Origin of the sequence: Sphingobium soli, assembly GCF_020782245.1 — a bacterium.
In the GTDB taxonomy this organism is placed as follows: Bacteria; Pseudomonadota; Alphaproteobacteria; order Sphingomonadales; family Sphingomonadaceae; genus Sphingobium; species Sphingobium soli.
This window is the reverse complement of sequence record NZ_JAJGNP010000003.1, coordinates 205,924-222,922: the sequence shown is the minus strand read 5'-3', so window position 1 is coordinate 222,922 and position 16,999 is coordinate 205,924. Positions and strand designations below refer to the sequence as shown.

The following is a 16,999-nucleotide window of genomic DNA, read 5'->3' as shown; positions in this document are numbered from 1 at the left end:
ATTCTAACCAATTAAATTATTGAGCGATCAGCTTTTTGCTCATAGCCTGCTCCCTCGAAGAATGGCGAACCCTCGTTCACATTTAACCGAAAAGAAGGTCACGAATATGGATGCCGTTACTGGGGAGATGTGGACGATCAATCAATATGGGGTGCAGGGGACGGATCAACTGGGGAAAATATGGATCGGACAACCGCTGCCCGTTGGGGAGGATCGCCTCGTATTTTCCGGTCACGTCGCAAATGCAGGAAAGGGCGTTCCGGTATCCCTTTTTCACGGCACTGAGGCGCTGGCGACCTGCACCGCCAATCCTGGCTTCATTGTCGAAGTCCCGAAGCGCAAAGGCACATATTATATCGAAATGCCGGTCCGGGAGGAACGCGGCAGAGACGTGATTTGCCGCTGGGAGGTGGTCGATCAGGAACGTCAAGACATGGCACTGGTGGGCGAAATGCCGCGCAATTTGCCAACTGCATCCCGCCCCGAACTATTATTTGGCCGCATGGGGCATTTGTTTCTAGCCGGGGATGTGGACGACAGCGTCGGGCAGTTCACACGCAATGCTTCGCTACCCGAGGAAAGTCGCTCGGCCTGGAGCGATTTTTTTGCTCAGATGCCAAATTGGAAGCAGGATTACGGGCTTGAGAAAATCAGCCTGCTGGTCGCCCCTTCCAAGGAGGAGATCTTGCGCGATCATTATCCTTTCCGCAGGGCAGCAAACACGGTGTTTGACGACTTTATGAGGCATTTTGGCGACAAGCCAGTGATCATGCCTCGATGGGAATTATGGAACCGCCGCAACCTCAGCTATCAAACGACTGGCACGGATTGGACCGACTGCGGGGCCTCTACTGCCGCGCAGTTGCTACTCAAACGCTGGAACCTTCCTGAATCAATACCGCAGACATTCAAAATCGAGCGGAGCACCGGCAATCTGGGAATGAAACTGACGCCTCCGGAAATGAGTGCTGAACTCGTATTCGGAGACGATCGCTCGTCACGTCTGGCATTTGACAATCGCATGCCCGGGCAAGGCCATATCCAAGTGTATCGCAACAGCGCCGCACCGGTTTTCGGCAAGCTTGTGATATTCGGTGACGAGCAAGGCATATCTTTGGCCGATGCATTATCGGACGCGTTTGAAGAGGTTCTTTATGTCCATCAGCCAGCAATGCTTGATCCGGCACTGATAAACCTTGTCAAACCCACCCACATGCTTTTGCAAATCCGACAGCGCGCTGTCTATGCCGCCCCAAACGCAGGTCATTCGATTTTCGAATCGGGCCGGGAGAGGCTGGCAAAGATGACCGAGCAGGAACGGGACCAGACCAAGGCCCGTCTCAAGACCGCGCCTGCCGAGTTCCAGCCGCTCGTGACGCCGCTGTTCGATTGAAAGCCAGCGCGTGGGGCGGAGACAGCGTTCACCCCACGCTCATCGCCGCTGGATGACATTGGTCGAAGCGTGCTTTTGCGTTGGCCGATCAATCGGCCTATGATCGGATCAGATGCGGACTCCTAGGACAGCCATGAAGACATCCTTCCTCCAGGGCGCGATCGCGCTCGGGGCGCTTGCGCTCATCCCTGCCACCACGGCCGCGCTCGCGGACGGGGAAGCGTCAAGCTACAAGGCGCTCGACGAATTCATGGACGTGTTCCAGAAAGTCCGCACCGACTATGTCGAGAAGGTCGATGATGAAAAGCTGATCAAGGGCGCGATCGACGGTATGCTCGCCAGCCTTGACCCGCATTCCAGCTTCCTGGACGCGCGCGATTTCCAGAATCTGCGGACCCAGACCGAGGGCAGTTATGGCGGCCTTGGCCTGTCGGTCACGCAGGAAGACGGCGCGGTCAAGGTAATTGCACCGACACAGGATACGCCTGCCTGGCGCGCGGGGATCAAAGCTGGCGACTATATCACCCATATCGACGGCCAGCTGATCTATGGCGGCACGCTGGACGAAGCGGTGGAAAAGATGCGCGGCGCGCCGGGCACGAGCCTGAAACTGACGCTGGTGCGTCCGGGCCGCGACAAGCCGATCGACCTGACCCTGACGCGCGAGATCATCCAGCTAAAGCCGGTCAAGTGGGAGGTGAAGAAGGACATTGGCGTCATTACCATTGTCAGCTTCTCCGCCAACACCGGCGCGGACGTCCGCCAGGCGATCCGCAGCATCGACAAGAGCCTGGGTCACAAGCCGACCGGCTATGTGCTGGACCTGCGCTCCAATCCCGGCGGGCTGCTGGATGAAGCGGTGACGGTCAGCGATACCTTCCTGGAGCGCGGCGAGATCGTGTCGCAGCGCGGCCGGCAGAAGGGCGATGTCGAACGCTATTACGCGAAGCCGGGCGACGACGCGAAGGGATTGCCGGTGATCGTGCTGGTCGATGCGGGATCGGCGTCGGCGTCGGAAATCGTCGCGGGTGCCCTGCAGGACCAGCATCGCGCGCTGGTGATGGGCGAGCGCAGCTTCGGCAAAGGCAGCGTGCAGACGATGCTGCCGCTGAGCAACACGACCGCGCTCAAGCTGACGACGGCGCGTTATTATACGCCGTCGGGCCGCAGCGTGCAGGAAGGCGGCATTCAGCCTGACATCCGTGTGCCCCAGCTGTCCGATCCCGATTACAAGAACCGGCCCAAATTCCGCGAGAGCGATCTACGCCGTCACCTGATCAACGAGATCAAGACCGACGATGCTGCGCTGGAGGAGGATGTGAAAGACGATCCGCGCTTCGCCATGTCGGCCGACGAGCTGAAAAAGCAGGGCATCGAGGATTTCCAGATGGACTATGCGCTCAAAACCATTGCGCGGCTGGCAAAAGCGCCGAGCGCCGTGGTGGCGCAGGCCGCTGCGCGCAAGCCTGGCGCGAAATAGCTCAGATGCGACCGGGCAAGTTCAGCATGACGAAAGGGCGAGAAGGCTTTAAGCGAAGGGCATGAAGAGCCTGTCCCTTGCCCGCGCGCTTGCGCTGATCGCCCCTTTGATCATGCTCGCAGGCGCTTATGGCTTTCAATATCTGGGCGGGCTGCATCCCTGTGAAATGTGCTGGTGGCAGCGCTATGCCCATTTCGCCGCGGTTCCGCTGGCCCTGATCGCCTGTGGCGTGCGGGCGCGCGCCTGCGTCAGCGCGCTGTTTGTCGGACTGGCCGGACTGGCGGTCGGCATCAGCGGCCTTATCGGATTGTTTCACGCCGGGGTCGAATATGGCTGGTGGGAAGGACTGACCACCTGTTCGACCATGCCGGCAGCGGGTAATGCCGCAGACCTGCTCAGCCAGATCATGGCCAGCCCCATCACGCGCTGCGATGTGGCGCCCTGGAGCCTGATGGGCATATCCATGGCGGGCTATAACGGCCTCTTGTCGAGCGCGGCGGCGCTTGCCATCTTGGCTTTGCTGCTGAAAGCGAGGAAGCCATGAGCATCAGCCCCGATTATCCGCGACCCACCAAGCGCCTGTCCGACCGGGATCGCGCGGCGATGTTGCGTGTCGACCAGGCCGGCGAATTTGGCGCGACCCGCATCTATGCCGGACAACTGGCGGTGATGGGCGATCGTCATCCCTATGGCCGGGTCATCGCTGGCATGGCAAGCCAGGAGGAGCGGCATCGCCAGGTGTTCGACGCGATGATCGTGCGGCGCGGGGTGCGGCCGACGGCCTTGAGCCCATTCTGGAATATGGCAGGATATGCACTGGGCGCCGTGACCGCCGCGCTGGGGCCGAGGGCCGCGATGGCGTGCACGGCCGCAGTCGAAACCGAGATTGACCTTCATTATTCCGAACAGCTGGAAAAGATCGGCAACGACGATCCGGAACTCTCCACCGCCATTGCGGATTTTCAGGCGGAGGAGGTGGAGCATCGTGATGCCGCGATCGCCCATGGCGCCGAGCAGGCGCCGGCCTATCCCATTTTGTCGGGCGCCATTCGCTTGGGCTGTCGCGCCGCCATCGCCCTGTCCAAGCGTATCTGACGCCGTGGCGCGTCTGCAAGAGGATCGACCGATGAAGAACAAGCTGATGATCGCCGCCATCGCGCTGACCGGTGCCGTGACGCCCGCGCTGGCGCAGCAGCCAGCTGCCGAAACGGGGACGGCCGGGTCGGAGAAGGTGAACATCGTCATCGTCTATGGCGATGATTCTTGTCCGCAAAGCCAAGGCAATGACATCGTCGTGTGCGCGCGCAAGGGCGAGGAGGAACGCTATCGCATTCCCGAACCGCTGCGCGGTGATCCCAACAAGCCCAGCAACCAGGCTTGGGGCGAACGTGTAAGGTCGATGGAATATGTGGGCCGGTCGGGCACCGAAAGCTGCTCGCCTTCGGGCGCGGGCGGTGCAACGGGCTGTTTCGCGCAGTTGGCACGCCTGGCCAAGGCGGAGCGGCAGCAGGCCGACAACGCCAGCTGGAAGGATCTGGTCGCGGCCGAGCGGGAAAAGCGGCTGTCGACGATCGACGCCGACAGCGAAGCCATCGAGGCGCGGGTGAAGGCCGAGGAGGCCGCCGAAGCCAAGGCGCAGCAGCAGCCCGCGCCCGAGGATACGACGTCGCCGCCGCAGCGATGATGCAGGATGGTGACGGATCGGGCGGCGGGGCGTCGTCCTGATCCGGGCCAGCGATGCGCTGGTGCCATGCTGGGGTGGACGTTCACAGGGGATGAAAGAAGGATATATGCCATGCGCTACGGCGCCATTCCCCTGATCGGCCTGATGCTGATCCCCCTCCTCCCCGTCGCCGCCCTCGCGCAACCGGAGCCACCGCCCGAGCGGATCATCAACCTGCTGGTCTATGGCGACGATCCGTGCCCGCAGAGTCAGGGCGATGAAATTGTCGTGTGCGCAAGGCGGCCCGAGGCGGAGCGGTATCGCATTCCCAAGAAACTGCGCGAGAAGCCCGCGCCGTCCGGCGGACCGGGCTGGGGCAGCCAGGTAGCGACGATGGAACAGGTCCAGCGGTCCACCCTGCCCAACAGCTGTTCGGTCAACGGCAGCAACGGCTTTACCGGATGCACCGCCAGGATGCTGGAGCAATGGTTTGCCGAGCGCCGCATGAACCAAAGCGCCGGCATCCCCTAAAGCAGTGGCGCGGCCGGTTCGCGGTCGGCACCGTCTTCTCCTTCAGCGACTGGCGCGTCGCGCTCCGTCGCCTGGCGCGCCCACATGGTGGCGTAGAGCCCGTCGGCGCGCACGAGGTCGGCATGGGCGCCGCGTTCGACGATGCGCCCCTGATCCAGCACGATGATTTCGTCGGCATCGACCACGGTGGAGAGGCGATGGGCGACGACCAGGGTCGTGCGCTTGCGGCTGATGTCGCGCAGCACGGTCTGGATTTCGGTTTCGGTGCGGCTGTCGAGCGCGCTGGTCGCTTCGTCGAGCACCAGCACCGGCGGGTCCTTGAGCAGGGTGCGGGCGATTGCGACCCTCTGTTTTTCCCCGCCCGACAGCTTGAGGCCGCGTTCACCCACCCGCGTGTCATAGCCCTGGGGCATGCCAAGGATGAAGTCGTGGATCTGCGCCGCGCGGGCAGCCGCCTCGATCTCCGCTTGGCTCGCGCCTTCGCGGCCATAGGCGATGTTATAGCCGATCGTGTCGTTGAAGAGGACCATGTCCTGCGGCACGATACCGATGGCGGCGCGCAGCGATTGCTGGGTCACGGCCGCTATGTCCTGCCCGTCGATCGTCACCGATCCCGACTGAATGTCGTAGAAGCGGAAGAGAATGCGTGCGATGGTGGACTTGCCAGCGCCGGATGGGCCAACGATCGCCAGCGTCCGGCCGGCGGGCACGGTGAAGCTGATGCCGTGCAGGATTTCGCGCTGGGGATCATAGCCAAAGCGCACCTGATCGAACTGGACCGCCCCCCCCGGTCACGGCGAGCGCGGGCGCGCCGGGGCGATCGGCCACTTCGGTCGGCGTGTCGATCAGCGCATACATCGCCTCCATGTCGATAAGCCCCTGGCGGATGGTGCGATAGACCATGCCGAGCAGGTCAAGCGGACGAAAAAGCTGGGCCAGCAGCGTGTTGACCAGCACCACGTCGCCGGTGGTGAAGCGCCCCACGCTCCAGCCCCAGACGGTATAGGCCATGGCCCCGGCCATCATCAGGTTGGTGATGAGCGACTGGCCGACATTGAGCCAGGCCAGGCTGTTTTCGCTCTTGATCGCGGCGCGCGCATAGTTGCGCATGGCGGTGCCGTAACGATCCGCCTCGCGCTGTTCGGCGCCGAAATATTTGACGGTTTCGAAATTGAGCAGGCTGTCGACGGCATGGGCGACGGCGCTGGTGTCCATGTCCACCATGTCGCGGCGCAGCTGGTTGCGCCATTCGGTGACGGTGCGGGTAAACCAGATATAGGCCGCGACCATCGCCAGCGTGGCGGCGACCAGGCCGGCACCGAATTTCACGAGGAAGATGACGCAGACCGCCACCAGCTCGATCACGGTCGGCGCGATGTTGAACAGCAGGAAATAGAGCATCGTGTCGATGCTCTTGGTCCCGCGCTCGACGATCTTCGTGACCGCGCCGGTGCGCCGGTCGAGATGGAAGCGCAGCGACAGACGGTGCAGATGGACGAAGACGTCGTCGGACAGACGCCGGCCCGCTTCCTGCCCCACCCCTTCGAACACGGCGTTGCGCAAATTGTCGAACAGCACGCCGGCGAAGCGCGCGCCGGCATAGGCGACCACCAGAGCGAGGGCGAGGCCGACCGCCGGCTCCAGCCCCGGCGCCATCCGGTCGATCGCGCCTTTGTAGGCGAAGGGCATGATCAAGGTCACAGCCTTGGCCAGACCCACCAGAACCATCGCAATGACGACGCGGCGGCGCAGCGCCGGAGCGTCGGCCGGCCAGAGATAGGGCAGGAAACGGCGGAACGTCGCCCATACGGGCGGGAGCGGCGCTGTGACAGGATTTTCGGGAGGCATCCCATGCTATTTAAGCAATCCGGCGCGGCAATCCAGTGCCCGCGCCGACCGCCGCCGCCGTCGCGCCGTCGCAAAGTTCGATATCCCCCCTTTAACTTTGCCGCGCGCATGGGCATGTTGACCCCATGCAACGCGACGCAGGAGGCAGGACGGCGCATGTTCGAGGCTTTGTGGAAACGGATTTTCGGGACCAGAGCAGCGAAAGCGGAGCCGCAACGGCCCGTCCCCACGGAGGAGGCGCCCTATGATCCCGTGACGGCGCTGCGCGACCAGATGCGGCGCGACGTGCTGGGCGGCTATTTCGACGATGACGCCATTTTGACCAATGCCCACGACCTGTTCGAGGAAGAACTGCCCCGCCCGACGCTGCGGCGCGAGGCGTCGGCGGCGCTGCGCGAGGCGTTGGCCGAGCATCGCGCCGCCGAGCAGGGCTGGACGCAAATGACCGATTGCGACCGGCTGGAGCTGGCCTTTGCCGCATTGGAGGCCGAGGGCATCATCGCGCGGCAGAATTTCACTTGCTGCGCCAATTGCGGCGCAAGTGAAATATGGGAAGAGATAGAGGCGGCGCAGGCCGAGGATATCGCGGTCCAGGGCTATGCCTTTTTTCATATGCAGGACACCGAGGCGGCGGTCGAAGGCCATGGCCTCTATATGAGCTATGGCGCGTGCGAGCAGGGCGAGGCAGCGCAGATTGCGGTCGGCTATCGCATCGTCGCGCAGTTGGAGGCCCATGGCCTGGAAACCCGGTGGGACGGCAGCTGGAGCCAGCGGATCGGCGTGCCGATGAATTGGCAGAAGCGCCGCAGCGCGGTGCTGCTGGAGGAATGATCCGGCACGCCGGCCCCGCCTGTCAAAGTTCATTCGATATGCGGTTTTTTGGCCCGAAGCGACCATAAGGCGACCGCGAAGCGACACCGAAGCGACACCGAAGCGACAGGTGGGCGACAGGTAAAACTGGCCGGACTTGCGGGGTGGATCGGGCCATTGCCGTCAGCGCGTGCCCGTGTCGATGGCCGCGCGGGCGGCAGTCCAGACCAGCGGGTCCGCAGTCAATCCGGCATGCATGACCAACGCCTCTTCCCACTGCCGATCGAAGGCGGTGCCGGCGAGCCGGTGCCGCAGGCGATGCGCGCTGGAACGCGACATGCCGACCGTGCGCGCCGCGCGGGCGACGCTGCCGCTTTCCATCAGGGCGGCGAGAAACTGGCACTGGCGCGCGGGCGTCCAATAGGCGCGGCGGTGGCGCGCGGACGCGCGCGAGCGGTCAGGCGTCTGGTCCATGGGCAAGGATGAACCAGAAGGAGGCGCAATAGGAAAGATATTTCCGGCCCTGCCCTGGCGGCTGCCGGCGGCCCTTAGACCACCGGCGTCGGCAAGGCTTCACCGGCAAACCACGCATCGAGATTGGCGATCACCAGATCCGCCATCGCCGCGCGCGTATGCACGGTCGCGCTGCCTTGATGCGGTTGCAGCACGACCTGGTCCATCGCCAGCAGCGCGGGCGGCACATGGGGTTCGTGCGCGAACACGTCCAGCCCCGCGCCAGCGATGCGCCCGTCCGCCAGCGCGGCGACCAGCGCGTCTTCGTCGATCACGCTGCCCCGGCTGATATTGACGATGACACCCTGTGGCCCGAGCGCGTCCAGCATGGCGGCATCGACAAGGCCGGCGGCTTCCGGCCCGCCGGATGTCGCGACGATCAGCATGTCGCTTTGCCGGGCGAGGTCGATCGCATCGGCGACGTAACGATAGGGCGCGTCCTTCGCCTCGCTGCGATTATGATAGAGGATTTCGCCGGCCTGCCGTTCCAGCCGCCAGGCAATGGCGCGGCCGATGCGGCCCAGGCCCAATATGCCGATGCGTGATCCGGTGACGCGCGCGGACAAGGGCGGCTTTTTACCCCGCGCCCAGTCGCCCGCCCGCACCAGCCGGTCATTGGCGGGGATATTGCGCACGGTGGCATAGAGCAGGCCGACGGCGAGGTCGGCGACATCGTCGGTCAGCACATCGGGCGTGTTGGTGACGCGAATGCCCTTCGCGCGCGCATGATCGACATCGACCTTGTCATAGCCCACCGAAAAAAGCGCGACGATTTCGAGCGCGGGCAGCGCGTCCATGATGGCGGCCGGCGCGCCCACGGAGCCGAAGCTGACCAGCGCGCGGGCGCCCCGCACCTTGGCCGGCAGGGCGTCGAGATCGGCATCAGCCGCCACCGCATGGACCGTGAAACGGGCTTCGAGCTGCTGCATCAGATAGGGATAGAGCGGGCCGTAGGCGACGATGGCGGGGCGTTGGTTGTCTGTCATGGTCATCCATCTAGGCAGTGTCGCGCCGCCATGCCAGATTGACAGGCCTTCGCGCCAGTCCTAGCGCGGGCCGACCATGGCCAGCCTTCCCCGATCCGATGACAGCCGTTTCGGCCTGCGCCGGCAGGTTCGCCTGGCAGGCCCGATCGCCCTTTCGAGCGGCGCCAGCCTTGGCCCGGTCGACATCGCCTATGAAACCTATGGCGCGATGAATGCCGACAAGTCGAACGTCATCCTGATCTGCCACGCGCTGACCGGCGACCAATATGTCGCGTCCGATCATCCTGTGACCGGCAAGCCGGGCTGGTGGTGGCGGCTGGTGGGGCAAGGCAAGCCCGTGGATCCGGCGCGCCATTTCATCATCTGTTCCAATGTCATCGGCAGCTGCATGGGATCGTCCGGCCCGGCGAGCGTCGATCCAGCGACCGGCGAACCCCATGCCATGCGTTTCCCGGTGCTGACCATCGCCGACATGGTGCGCGCACAGGCGGCGTTGCTGGATCATCTGGGCGTCGAGCGGCTGAGCGCGGTGATCGGCGGGTCGATGGGCGGCATGCAGGCGCTGACCTGGCCCACCCTGTTCCCCGACCGGGTCGAAAGCTGCGTCGTCATTGCATCGACCGCGCGGCACAGCGCGCAGAATATCGCCTTCCACGAAGTCGGGCGGCAGGCGATCATGGCCGATCCCAACTGGCGCGGCGGCGATTATTATGCCGACGGGATGGTGCCGAGCGCGGGCCTGGCCGTGGCGCGCATGGCGGCGCACATCACCTATTTGTCCGAAGCCGGGCTGACCGAAAAATTCGGCCGACGCTTGCAGGGACGAGACGCCAAGACGTTCGGGTTCGATGCGGATTTCCAGGTCGAATCCTATTTGCGCCATCAGGGGTTGAGCTTTGTCGACCGGTTCGACGCCAACAGCTATCTCTACATCACCCGGGCGATGGATTATTATGACATTGCCGAGGACCATGGGTCGCTGGCGCGCGCCTTTGCCGCGACGCGGGCGCGGTTCTGCCTGGTGAGTTTCGACACCGATTGGCTGTATCCGACCGCCGAATCACGCGCGATCGTCCATGCGCTCAATGCCGGGGGGGCGCAGGCGAGCTTCGTCGAATTGTCGAGCCCGTTCGGGCATGACGCCTTCCTGCTGGAATGTCCCGAACTCAATCGGGTCGTGGACGGATTCCTGCGCGGCGGCCGGGCATGAGCGCACTGCGCCCAGACCTGGCGCTGATCGCGCGGACGGTGCGGCCGGGGGCGCGGGTGCTGGATGTGGGCTGCGGCGACGGCGCGCTGATGGCGGAGCTGCGCGACCGGGCGCAGGCGGATGCGCGCGGGCTGGAGATCGACGCATCCAATGTCGCCGCCGCCGTCGGGCGCGGCCTGTCGGTGGTGCAGGGCGACGCGGACACGGACCTCACCTATTATCCCGACGCCAGTTTCGACTATGCGATCTTGAGCCAGACGCTCCAGACGACTCGCCGGCCCGACCTGGTGGTCGAGGAACTGCTGCGCATCGCCACCCAGGCATTCGTGTCCTTCCCCAATTTCGCGCATTGGCGCGGGCGGCTGTCGCTGATGTGGGGGGGGCGGATGCCGGTGACGCGGCTGCTGCCAGACACCTGGTATGATACGCTCAACATCCACCATGTGACGGTGGATGACTTTCGCGCGCTGGTGAAGGAGCGCGGCTGGCATATCGACGGGCAATGGTTTTTGAAGGGCGACCGGGAAACCACCCATGCGAACGCCAACCTGTTCGCCGAACATGCTGTGTTCCTGCTGCGGCGATAAGAACATGCGACACCCGGTTCCTCTGCTGAGGAACCGGGCGTTTCAGAGGCGTTTAGCTGCCGTTGGGGCCGCCGCCGGGGCCACCGCCTGCGCCGCCCATGCCGGCCGCACCGACCGCGCCGATATTGCCGAAGATTTCGTCGAACAGGCTGCGATGGCGACCGAGCGTGGGCGTGGTCGCGCCCATCGGCGAGATGTTGGCGACCTTTTCCAGGCCCATGCGATCGACCGCGACGACATTGCCGGCAGGATCGAAACGGACGCGCAGCACGGTCTGATCGACCGGCTTGGGGCTGGAGAAAGCGAGCGCGCGCATGTCGCGCGACACATAATACCAATCCTGTTCGCCAAATTGCGACACGAAGCTGGGGCGGCCCAGCGTGCCTTCCACCGACGCGCGATTGTCGATGCCGGGCTGAACCGAATCGACCAGCAGCTTGTCGACCTGATAGCCCTGATGCGTGCGGATGCGGGTGCAGGCCGATGTGCCGACCAGCAATGCGCCAAGGCCGATGGCGATCAGGATGCGCCCACGGCGGGAATGGCGGCTGAACTGGGGCATGAACGTCTCCTGCGGGGGCATGGCCCGCGAACCCGATAAAAGTGACGCCGCCATTGCATTGGGCGGCGCTGCGATCAATATGGAAATGCGCAGGGTCCGGCAAGGGGCGAGCGCATACCGGTCGCCGCGCGCGACCATTCCATCCGTCACGAAAAGCCCGATCGCCATGCCCAATGCCCCCTCCTTCCTTCAGCGCCTGCTGGGCCGGTCCGACCCGCGAGAGGGGCTGGCGCCGCTGTACAACGCCGTTGTCGGCGAAGGGCGGCAGCCGCACTGGTATCTGGACGGCGCGGTGCCCGACACAATCGACGGGCGTTTCGACATGATCGTCGCGATCATGGCGCTGGTTCTGATCCGGCTGGAGCAGCAGAACGCCGCGCAGGAAAGCGCCTGGCTGACCGAATTGTTCGTCGACGACATGGATGGGCAATTGCGGCAGGAAGGGATTGGCGACGTGGTCGTGGGCAAGCATGTCGGCCGGATGATGAGCGCGCTGGGCGGCCGGATCAGCGCCTATCGCGCGGCATTGCAGACAGGAACGGGACTGGACGAGGCGCTGCGCCGCAATCTGTATCGCGGCGCGGAGGTGCCCGATGCTGCGGTGGCCCATGTGGAAGGCGCGTTGCGGGAACGCTGGGTGCGGCTGGGCTGCCTGTCGCGCGACGCGCTGCTGGCAGGAGATATAGGATGACGACACCCGAATTTTCGCGCCCCGTGCGCGCCGAACAGATCCGCCGCATGACAGGCGATGTGCATATCGCGGCGGATGCCGACGAGCGGGCGGCACTGGCCCGACGGTTCGGCCTGGTGACGCTGGACCGGCTGGAGGCGGACTATGCGCTGAGCGAAGAGGACGGCGCGATCCTGGCGCGCGGCCGCGTGCGCGCCAGCCTGGCCCAGCCCTGCGTCGCCACCGCCGAACCGGTGCCCGAGGTAATCGACAGCGATTTCACCCTGCGCTTCGTTGTCGAGGAGGGCAGCGCGGTCGAAGGCGAGGAACTGGAGCTGGACGCGGAGGATGTCGACACGATCGGCTATGACGGGCAGCAGATCGACATGGGCGAGGCCGTGGCCGAGACGATGGCGCTGGCGATGACGCCCTACCCCCGATCGCCCCAGGCCGATACCGCGCTGAAAGAGGCCGGGGTGCTGAGCGAGGAGCAGGCCGGCCCCTTCGCCGCGCTGCTGGCGCTGAAAGGCGAAGGCTAAGGAACTTTGCCACCCGCCCCTGCGTCGGTAGGCCATGCAACGCGCGCTCACCCTCATGCTGCTGATCGCCCTTGGGGGATGCGATGACGAGCCTGCACGCAGGCAGGACGGCGCGACGGTCGCGCGGATAACGGCGGCATCGGCAATGCCAACGCCGCCCGCGTCACAGTCAACGAAGGCACAGCCCGCGCCCGCATTGGTCGGCGCGGATGTTGCGCGCGCGCAATGGGCGCGGTCAGACGATGGCAAGAGCGGCGAAAAGCCCCGCTGCGCGCCGCTTGCGCTCGCCAGCGCGGCGGGCGCCAATGGCGTGCCCCGCGCCGCCGATTTCAGCGGCGGCTGGGGCGTTGCGTTTGACCTGCCCAATCTGCGCAGCGCCTATGGTTTTGCCGGGCCGGGCGTGCTGCCCGATGACGAAATCCCAGCCGAGGCGCAGCGCGACCGGCTGGAGCGGCAATGGCCCTATATGCAAGCGCTGAACCAGCTGCCCGCCCCATCCTTTGCCGGATATGGCTTATCGGGTGCGGAGCCTTATCCTGAGGACAATCCCGAAGGCCATGGGCTGCAATCCATTGCCTATGTCCATGTCGGGGGCCAGACATGCACCTATAATGTCTGGAGCCGCATCAGCCGCGCGCATTTGCAGGCTCTGCTCGGCAATCTGCGGCTACTGGACTGACGTTTCCCTTTCGTTCCTGTCTGTGGCATGAGATGCGCCATGGATTCGCCCGCGCCGCGCAAGATCATCCATGTCGATATGGACGCATTCTATGCGTCGGTCGAACAGCGCGACGACCCGTCGCTGCGCGGCCTGCCGATCGCGGTAGGCGGCGGCGGACCGCGCGGGGTGGTGGCAACGTGTAGTTATGAGGCGCGGACATTTGGCGTACGGTCGGCCATGCCGGGCGCGCGGGCGCGGCGGCTCTGCCCCGACCTGCTGTTCGTCAAACCCCGCTTCGAGGTGTATCGCGCGGTGTCCGTCCAGATTCGCGAGATTTTCGCGCGCTTTACCGACATGATCCAGCCGCTGTCGCTCGACGAAGCCTATCTGGACGTGACGGTGAACAAGCCGGGCATCGCATCGGCGACGCAGGTCGCGCAGGAGATAAGGCGGATGATCCGCGCGGAAACCGGGCTGACCGCGTCGGCCGGCGTGTCCTACAACAAGCTGATCGCCAAGCTGGCGTCGGACCAGAACAAGCCCGATGGCATTTGCGTCGTCCGACCCGCCGAGGGCGCGGCCTTCATCGCCGCGATGCCGGTGCGGCGCATCCATGGCGTGGGGCCGGTGACCGCCAGACGCATGCAGGCGCTGGGCATCGAAACAGGAGCGGACCTGCGCGCGCGCGACCTGCCCTTCCTCCAGGCGCATTTCGGCAGCGCGGCGGACTTCTATTATCGCGCGGCGCGCGGCGAGGATGATCGTCCGGTGCGCGAGCGTCAGTCGCGCAAGTCCGTGAGCGTGGAAGACACGTTTTTCGACGACCTGACCGATCGGGACGCGCTGGTGACGGAGCTGGACAGAATCTCGGCCAGCCTGTGGACCCGGATCGAAAAGGCGCAGGCATGGGGCCGCACCGTGGTGCTGAAGGTCAAATTCGCCGATTTCCGCATCATCACCCGGTCGCGCAGCTTTGCGAGCCCGGTGCGATCAGCCGAGCAGCTGGCGCAGGCGGGACGCGAATTGCTGCTGGCGCAATTGCCGCTGCCGCTGGGCGCGCGGTTGCTGGGGCTGGGCGTCCATAATCTGGAAGGGGACGACGAGAGCGAAGGCGACGCGCAACTGGCCCTCGCCCTGTAAAGGCCGCCTCAGAAAGGCAGCCAGTTCCGCTTTTCGCTGAACTTCATATAGCCAGCGTTGACGCCCAGCCGATAGCCCACGCCCAGACGGATCGGGATAAGCACCACATCGCCCCAGCGCAGATAGGAGGCGGTAAAGCCGCCGACCAGATAGGCCGTGCCCTCCGCCGCCGGGAAGCGGTGATAAAGATCCTGCGTGTCGTAGAGATTATAGACCAGCACGAAGGTGTTGGACGCATTGCCGCCAACGTCGAAGCCGATCGACGGGCCGGTCCAATAGACTTCGCGCTTGCCCTCGATCTTGTGGTTGAGCGTGCCCGATCCATAGCGCAGGCCCACGACGAAGGCGCCCGACGCCTCGCGGCCCGCGATATAGGCATTGGGTCGGCCCTGATCCTTCAGAATTTTCTCGATGATGCCGGCAAGCCCCTCCGCGCCCTTGCCAAAGACGCCTTCGGCCGCGCCGATCAGGTCATCTTCCTGGTAGGATTCGCTGGGGGAGATTGCCGCAGGCGGCGACGCCTGGGTCACCGGCGCGCCGGTAGCGGTAGTGCCCTGCGTCGGCGCATTGCTAACCGGAGGAGGCGCGCCGGCGGGCGCAGCATAGGGCGCGCCACTGCCCTGATTCACGGTCGGGTCGACGCCGGGATCGGTGGGCGCGCTGCTGGCTGGCGGGGGCGGCGCCAGGTCGGCGTCGATCGCGGTGTTGGGATCGACAGTGCGGACCTGCGCCGAAGCAGCGATCGGCGTGAGCGCCATGCCGGCCACCGCTGCCGCCAGCCCCGCCGCGCGCGCCAAGCGGGCGCCCATGCGCCCAGAAATGCCGATCATGCCCGAAACTCCCCGAAAATCCGCTCTCAATTCCATCCTGTAGAGTATCAACCGCGAAGCTGAAACGACAATGAACGAACGGCCAATCGAGTCGATTTCGGGCCGGATCGAATCCGCCGCGACACAGGCTGCAAAAATCGTCGCGCAGACCCGTTGCCATGCCGCAAACCGCTCGCTATAGGCCCTTCCCTAGCCACTGCTCGCCTTTCCCGGTGGGCAAATTCGTGCGGAGACGTGGGTGAGTGGCTGAAACCAGCGGTTTGCTAAACCGTCGTAGCCTGAATGGGCTACCGAGGGTTCGAATCCCTCCGTCTCCGCCATTTTTCCTTTGCCGCATATGTTGCTGACCACTTCAGTCGGAAAGTGGCACCCCGCCGCCATGATCGCCCACGGTTGGGACGATGCCGGGCATCTTCTCTCCCATGCTTGGCCTTTTCGCGTCGAGCGGGTAAAGCCCCCGGCCATGACAGACACAGTTGCACATCCTAAGCCCAAGGACTGGATTTTGGGCATTCACGCCTATGTGCCCGGCAAGGCCGCGACCGATGATGGTCGGCCGCTGGTGAAGCTTTCCGCCAACGAAAATCCGCTGGGTACGGGCCAGGCGGCGCGCGAGGCGTTCATGGCCGCCGCCGCCGACATGGCGACCTATCCCGACCCCGCGGCGAGCAAGCTGCGCGCGGCCATCGGCGCGAAGCACGGGCTGGACCCGGCGCGCATCATCTATGGCACCGGATCGGACGAATTGCTGCACCTGGCGGCGAGCGGCTATGCCGGGCCGGGCGACGAAATCCTCTATGTGCGCTACGGCTTTGCCGTCTACGACATCGCCGCGCGGCGCGTCGGCGCGACGCCTGTCATCGCGCCGGACAAGGATTATGCGACCGACGTCGACGCGCTGCTGGCTGCGGTGACGGAACGCACCAAGGTCGTATTCCTTGCCAACCCGAACAACCCGACGGGCACCATGACCAGCCGGGCCGAGATTGCGCGTCTGCATGCGGGCCTGCGCCCCGACATATTGTTCGTGCTGGATCAGGCCTATGCCGAATATCTGGAAGAGGGCGAGGATGATGGCGGGCTGGCGCTGGCCCGCGAGGCATCCAATGTGTTCGTGACGCGCACTTTTTCGAAAATCTATGGGTTGGCCGCCGAGCGGATCGGCTGGGGCTATGGATCGCCCGAGGTGATCGACATTCTCCACCGCATCCGTGCGCCCTTCAACGTCACGACCGTGGGCCAGGCCGCGGCGATCGCGGCGATCGGCGATGATGATTGGGTGGAGCGCAACCGCGCGCACAACAACCAGTGGCGCGAATGGCTGGCGGGCGAGGTCGGATTGCTGTCCAACCACGGGCTGCGCGCGATCCCGAGCAAGACGAACTTCCTGCTGATCCTGTTCGAGGGGAAGCTGACCGCAGAAGCGGCGATGAAGGGATTGTGGGACGAGGGCTTCGCCACCCGCTGGCTGCCCGGGCAGGGCCTGCCCAATGGCCTTCGCATCACCATCGGCACCGAGGAACAGACCCGCGCGGTCGCTGCCAGGCTGCGCGCCATGGCGGAGGCCGCCTGACGC

General features: G+C 65.0%; 18 protein-coding genes, 1 tRNA gene and 1 pseudogene. 15 read left to right on the top strand and 5 right to left on the bottom strand.

Annotated elements, in window-relative coordinates; genetic code table 11:
• The first annotated feature begins 19 nt into the window (after positions 1-19).
• The 6 genes from LL253_RS05755 (at position 20) to LL253_RS05730 (ending at position 5,067) form a co-directional block, all read left to right on the top strand.
• A complete protein-coding gene (locus LL253_RS05755) occupies positions 20-1,393 on the top strand; it encodes a hypothetical protein (protein WP_228226508.1) in 1,374 nt (457 codons plus the stop codon).
• Between the two features lie 133 nt (positions 1,394-1,526).
• The gene (locus LL253_RS05750; RefSeq protein ID WP_009823180.1) at positions 1,527-2,873 is read left to right on the top strand and encodes a S41 family peptidase; all 1,347 of its coding nucleotides are present in this window, start codon (positions 1,527-1,529) and stop codon (positions 2,871-2,873) included.
• A gap of 61 nt (positions 2,874-2,934) precedes the next feature.
• Positions 2,935-3,417: a disulfide bond formation protein B gene (locus tag LL253_RS05745; protein WP_228226507.1), complete on the top strand. Its 483-nt coding sequence runs from the start codon at positions 2,935-2,937 to the stop codon at positions 3,415-3,417.
• On the top strand, positions 3,414-3,968 hold the full coding sequence (locus LL253_RS05740) for a demethoxyubiquinone hydroxylase family protein (protein ID WP_228226506.1): 555 nt from the start codon (positions 3,414-3,416) through the stop codon (positions 3,966-3,968). The genes LL253_RS05745 and LL253_RS05740 overlap by 4 nt, the downstream gene beginning before the upstream one ends.
• Before the next feature lie 31 nt (positions 3,969-3,999).
• Positions 4,000-4,557 (top strand): hypothetical protein, encoded by a 558-nt coding sequence (locus LL253_RS05735; protein ID WP_228226505.1) that lies wholly within the window; start codon positions 4,000-4,002, stop codon positions 4,555-4,557.
• Between the two features lie 111 nt (positions 4,558-4,668).
• On the top strand, positions 4,669-5,067 hold the full coding sequence (locus LL253_RS05730) for a hypothetical protein (protein WP_009823184.1): 399 nt from the start codon (positions 4,669-4,671) through the stop codon (positions 5,065-5,067).
• On the opposite strand, the pseudogene LL253_RS05725 reads toward LL253_RS05730, so the two are convergent.
• Positions 5,064-6,915 (bottom strand): annotated as a pseudogene (locus LL253_RS05725) (ABCB family ABC transporter ATP-binding protein/permease). The gene LL253_RS05730 and the pseudogene LL253_RS05725 sit on opposite strands and share 4 nt — an antisense overlap.
• Positions 6,916-7,029: 114 nt before the next feature.
• Here LL253_RS05725 and LL253_RS05720 point away from each other — a divergent pair.
• Positions 7,030-7,746 (top strand): DUF6891 domain-containing protein, encoded by a 717-nt coding sequence (locus LL253_RS05720; RefSeq protein ID WP_228226504.1) that lies wholly within the window; start codon positions 7,030-7,032, stop codon positions 7,744-7,746.
• Between the two features lie 162 nt (positions 7,747-7,908).
• Here the strand turns inward: LL253_RS05720 and LL253_RS05715 are convergent, their stop codons facing one another.
• On the bottom strand, positions 7,909-8,199 hold the full coding sequence (locus LL253_RS05715; RefSeq protein WP_228226503.1) for a helix-turn-helix domain-containing protein: 291 nt from the start codon (positions 8,197-8,199) through the stop codon (positions 7,909-7,911).
• A 74-nt stretch (positions 8,200-8,273) separates the two neighbouring features.
• Positions 8,274-9,230 (bottom strand): 2-hydroxyacid dehydrogenase, encoded by a 957-nt coding sequence (locus LL253_RS05710; RefSeq protein ID WP_228226502.1) that lies wholly within the window; start codon positions 9,228-9,230, stop codon positions 8,274-8,276.
• A gap of 70 nt (positions 9,231-9,300) precedes the next feature.
• On the opposite strand from LL253_RS05710, the gene metX reads away from it, so the two are divergent.
• Positions 9,301-10,434 carry a homoserine O-acetyltransferase MetX gene (metX, locus tag LL253_RS05705; RefSeq protein ID WP_228226501.1) on the top strand — a complete coding sequence of 378 codons (1,134 nt, stop codon included), beginning with the start codon at positions 9,301-9,303 and terminating at the stop codon, positions 10,432-10,434.
• Positions 10,431-11,021: a methionine biosynthesis protein MetW gene (gene metW / locus LL253_RS05700; RefSeq protein WP_228221342.1), complete on the top strand. Its 591-nt coding sequence runs from the start codon at positions 10,431-10,433 to the stop codon at positions 11,019-11,021. The genes metX and metW overlap by 4 nt, the downstream gene beginning before the upstream one ends.
• A gap of 52 nt (positions 11,022-11,073) precedes the next feature.
• Here the strand turns inward: metW and LL253_RS05695 are convergent, their stop codons facing one another.
• Complete coding sequence (locus LL253_RS05695; RefSeq protein WP_228226630.1) at positions 11,074-11,583, bottom strand: outer membrane protein assembly factor BamE; 510 nt, start codon at positions 11,581-11,583, stop codon at positions 11,074-11,076.
• Between the two features lie 166 nt (positions 11,584-11,749).
• On the opposite strand from LL253_RS05695, the gene LL253_RS05690 reads away from it, so the two are divergent.
• Genes LL253_RS05690 through dinB form a run of 4 tightly spaced genes read left to right on the top strand, consistent with a single transcriptional unit; the run spans position 11,750 to position 14,593 of the window.
• Positions 11,750-12,274, top strand: a complete 525-nt coding sequence (locus LL253_RS05690; protein WP_228226500.1) for a ubiquinol-cytochrome C chaperone family protein — start codon at positions 11,750-11,752, stop codon at positions 12,272-12,274.
• Positions 12,271-12,792, top strand: coding sequence for a DUF177 domain-containing protein (locus LL253_RS05685; RefSeq protein WP_228226499.1), 522 nt, complete (start codon positions 12,271-12,273; stop codon positions 12,790-12,792). The genes LL253_RS05690 and LL253_RS05685 overlap by 4 nt, the downstream gene beginning before the upstream one ends.
• Positions 12,793-12,826: 34 nt before the next feature.
• Positions 12,827-13,471, top strand: coding sequence for a hypothetical protein (locus LL253_RS05680; protein ID WP_228226498.1), 645 nt, complete (start codon positions 12,827-12,829; stop codon positions 13,469-13,471).
• A gap of 39 nt (positions 13,472-13,510) precedes the next feature.
• Positions 13,511-14,593 carry a DNA polymerase IV gene (gene dinB / locus LL253_RS05675; protein ID WP_228226497.1) on the top strand — a complete coding sequence of 361 codons (1,083 nt, stop codon included), beginning with the start codon at positions 13,511-13,513 and terminating at the stop codon, positions 14,591-14,593.
• Between the two features lie 8 nt (positions 14,594-14,601).
• Here dinB and LL253_RS05670 read toward each other — a convergent pair whose 3' ends face one another.
• Entirely contained in the window at positions 14,602-15,423 is an 822-nt protein-coding gene (locus LL253_RS05670) for a DUF1134 domain-containing protein (protein ID WP_228226496.1), read from the bottom strand.
• A 228-nt stretch (positions 15,424-15,651) separates the two neighbouring features.
• On the opposite strand from LL253_RS05670, the gene LL253_RS05665 reads away from it, so the two are divergent.
• Positions 15,652-15,743, top strand: a tRNA-Ser gene (locus LL253_RS05665).
• 143 nt (positions 15,744-15,886) lie between these two features.
• Positions 15,887-16,996: a histidinol-phosphate transaminase gene (gene hisC, locus LL253_RS05660; protein WP_228226495.1), complete on the top strand. Its 1,110-nt coding sequence runs from the start codon at positions 15,887-15,889 to the stop codon at positions 16,994-16,996.
• The last annotated feature ends 3 nt before the right edge of the window (positions 16,997-16,999 follow it).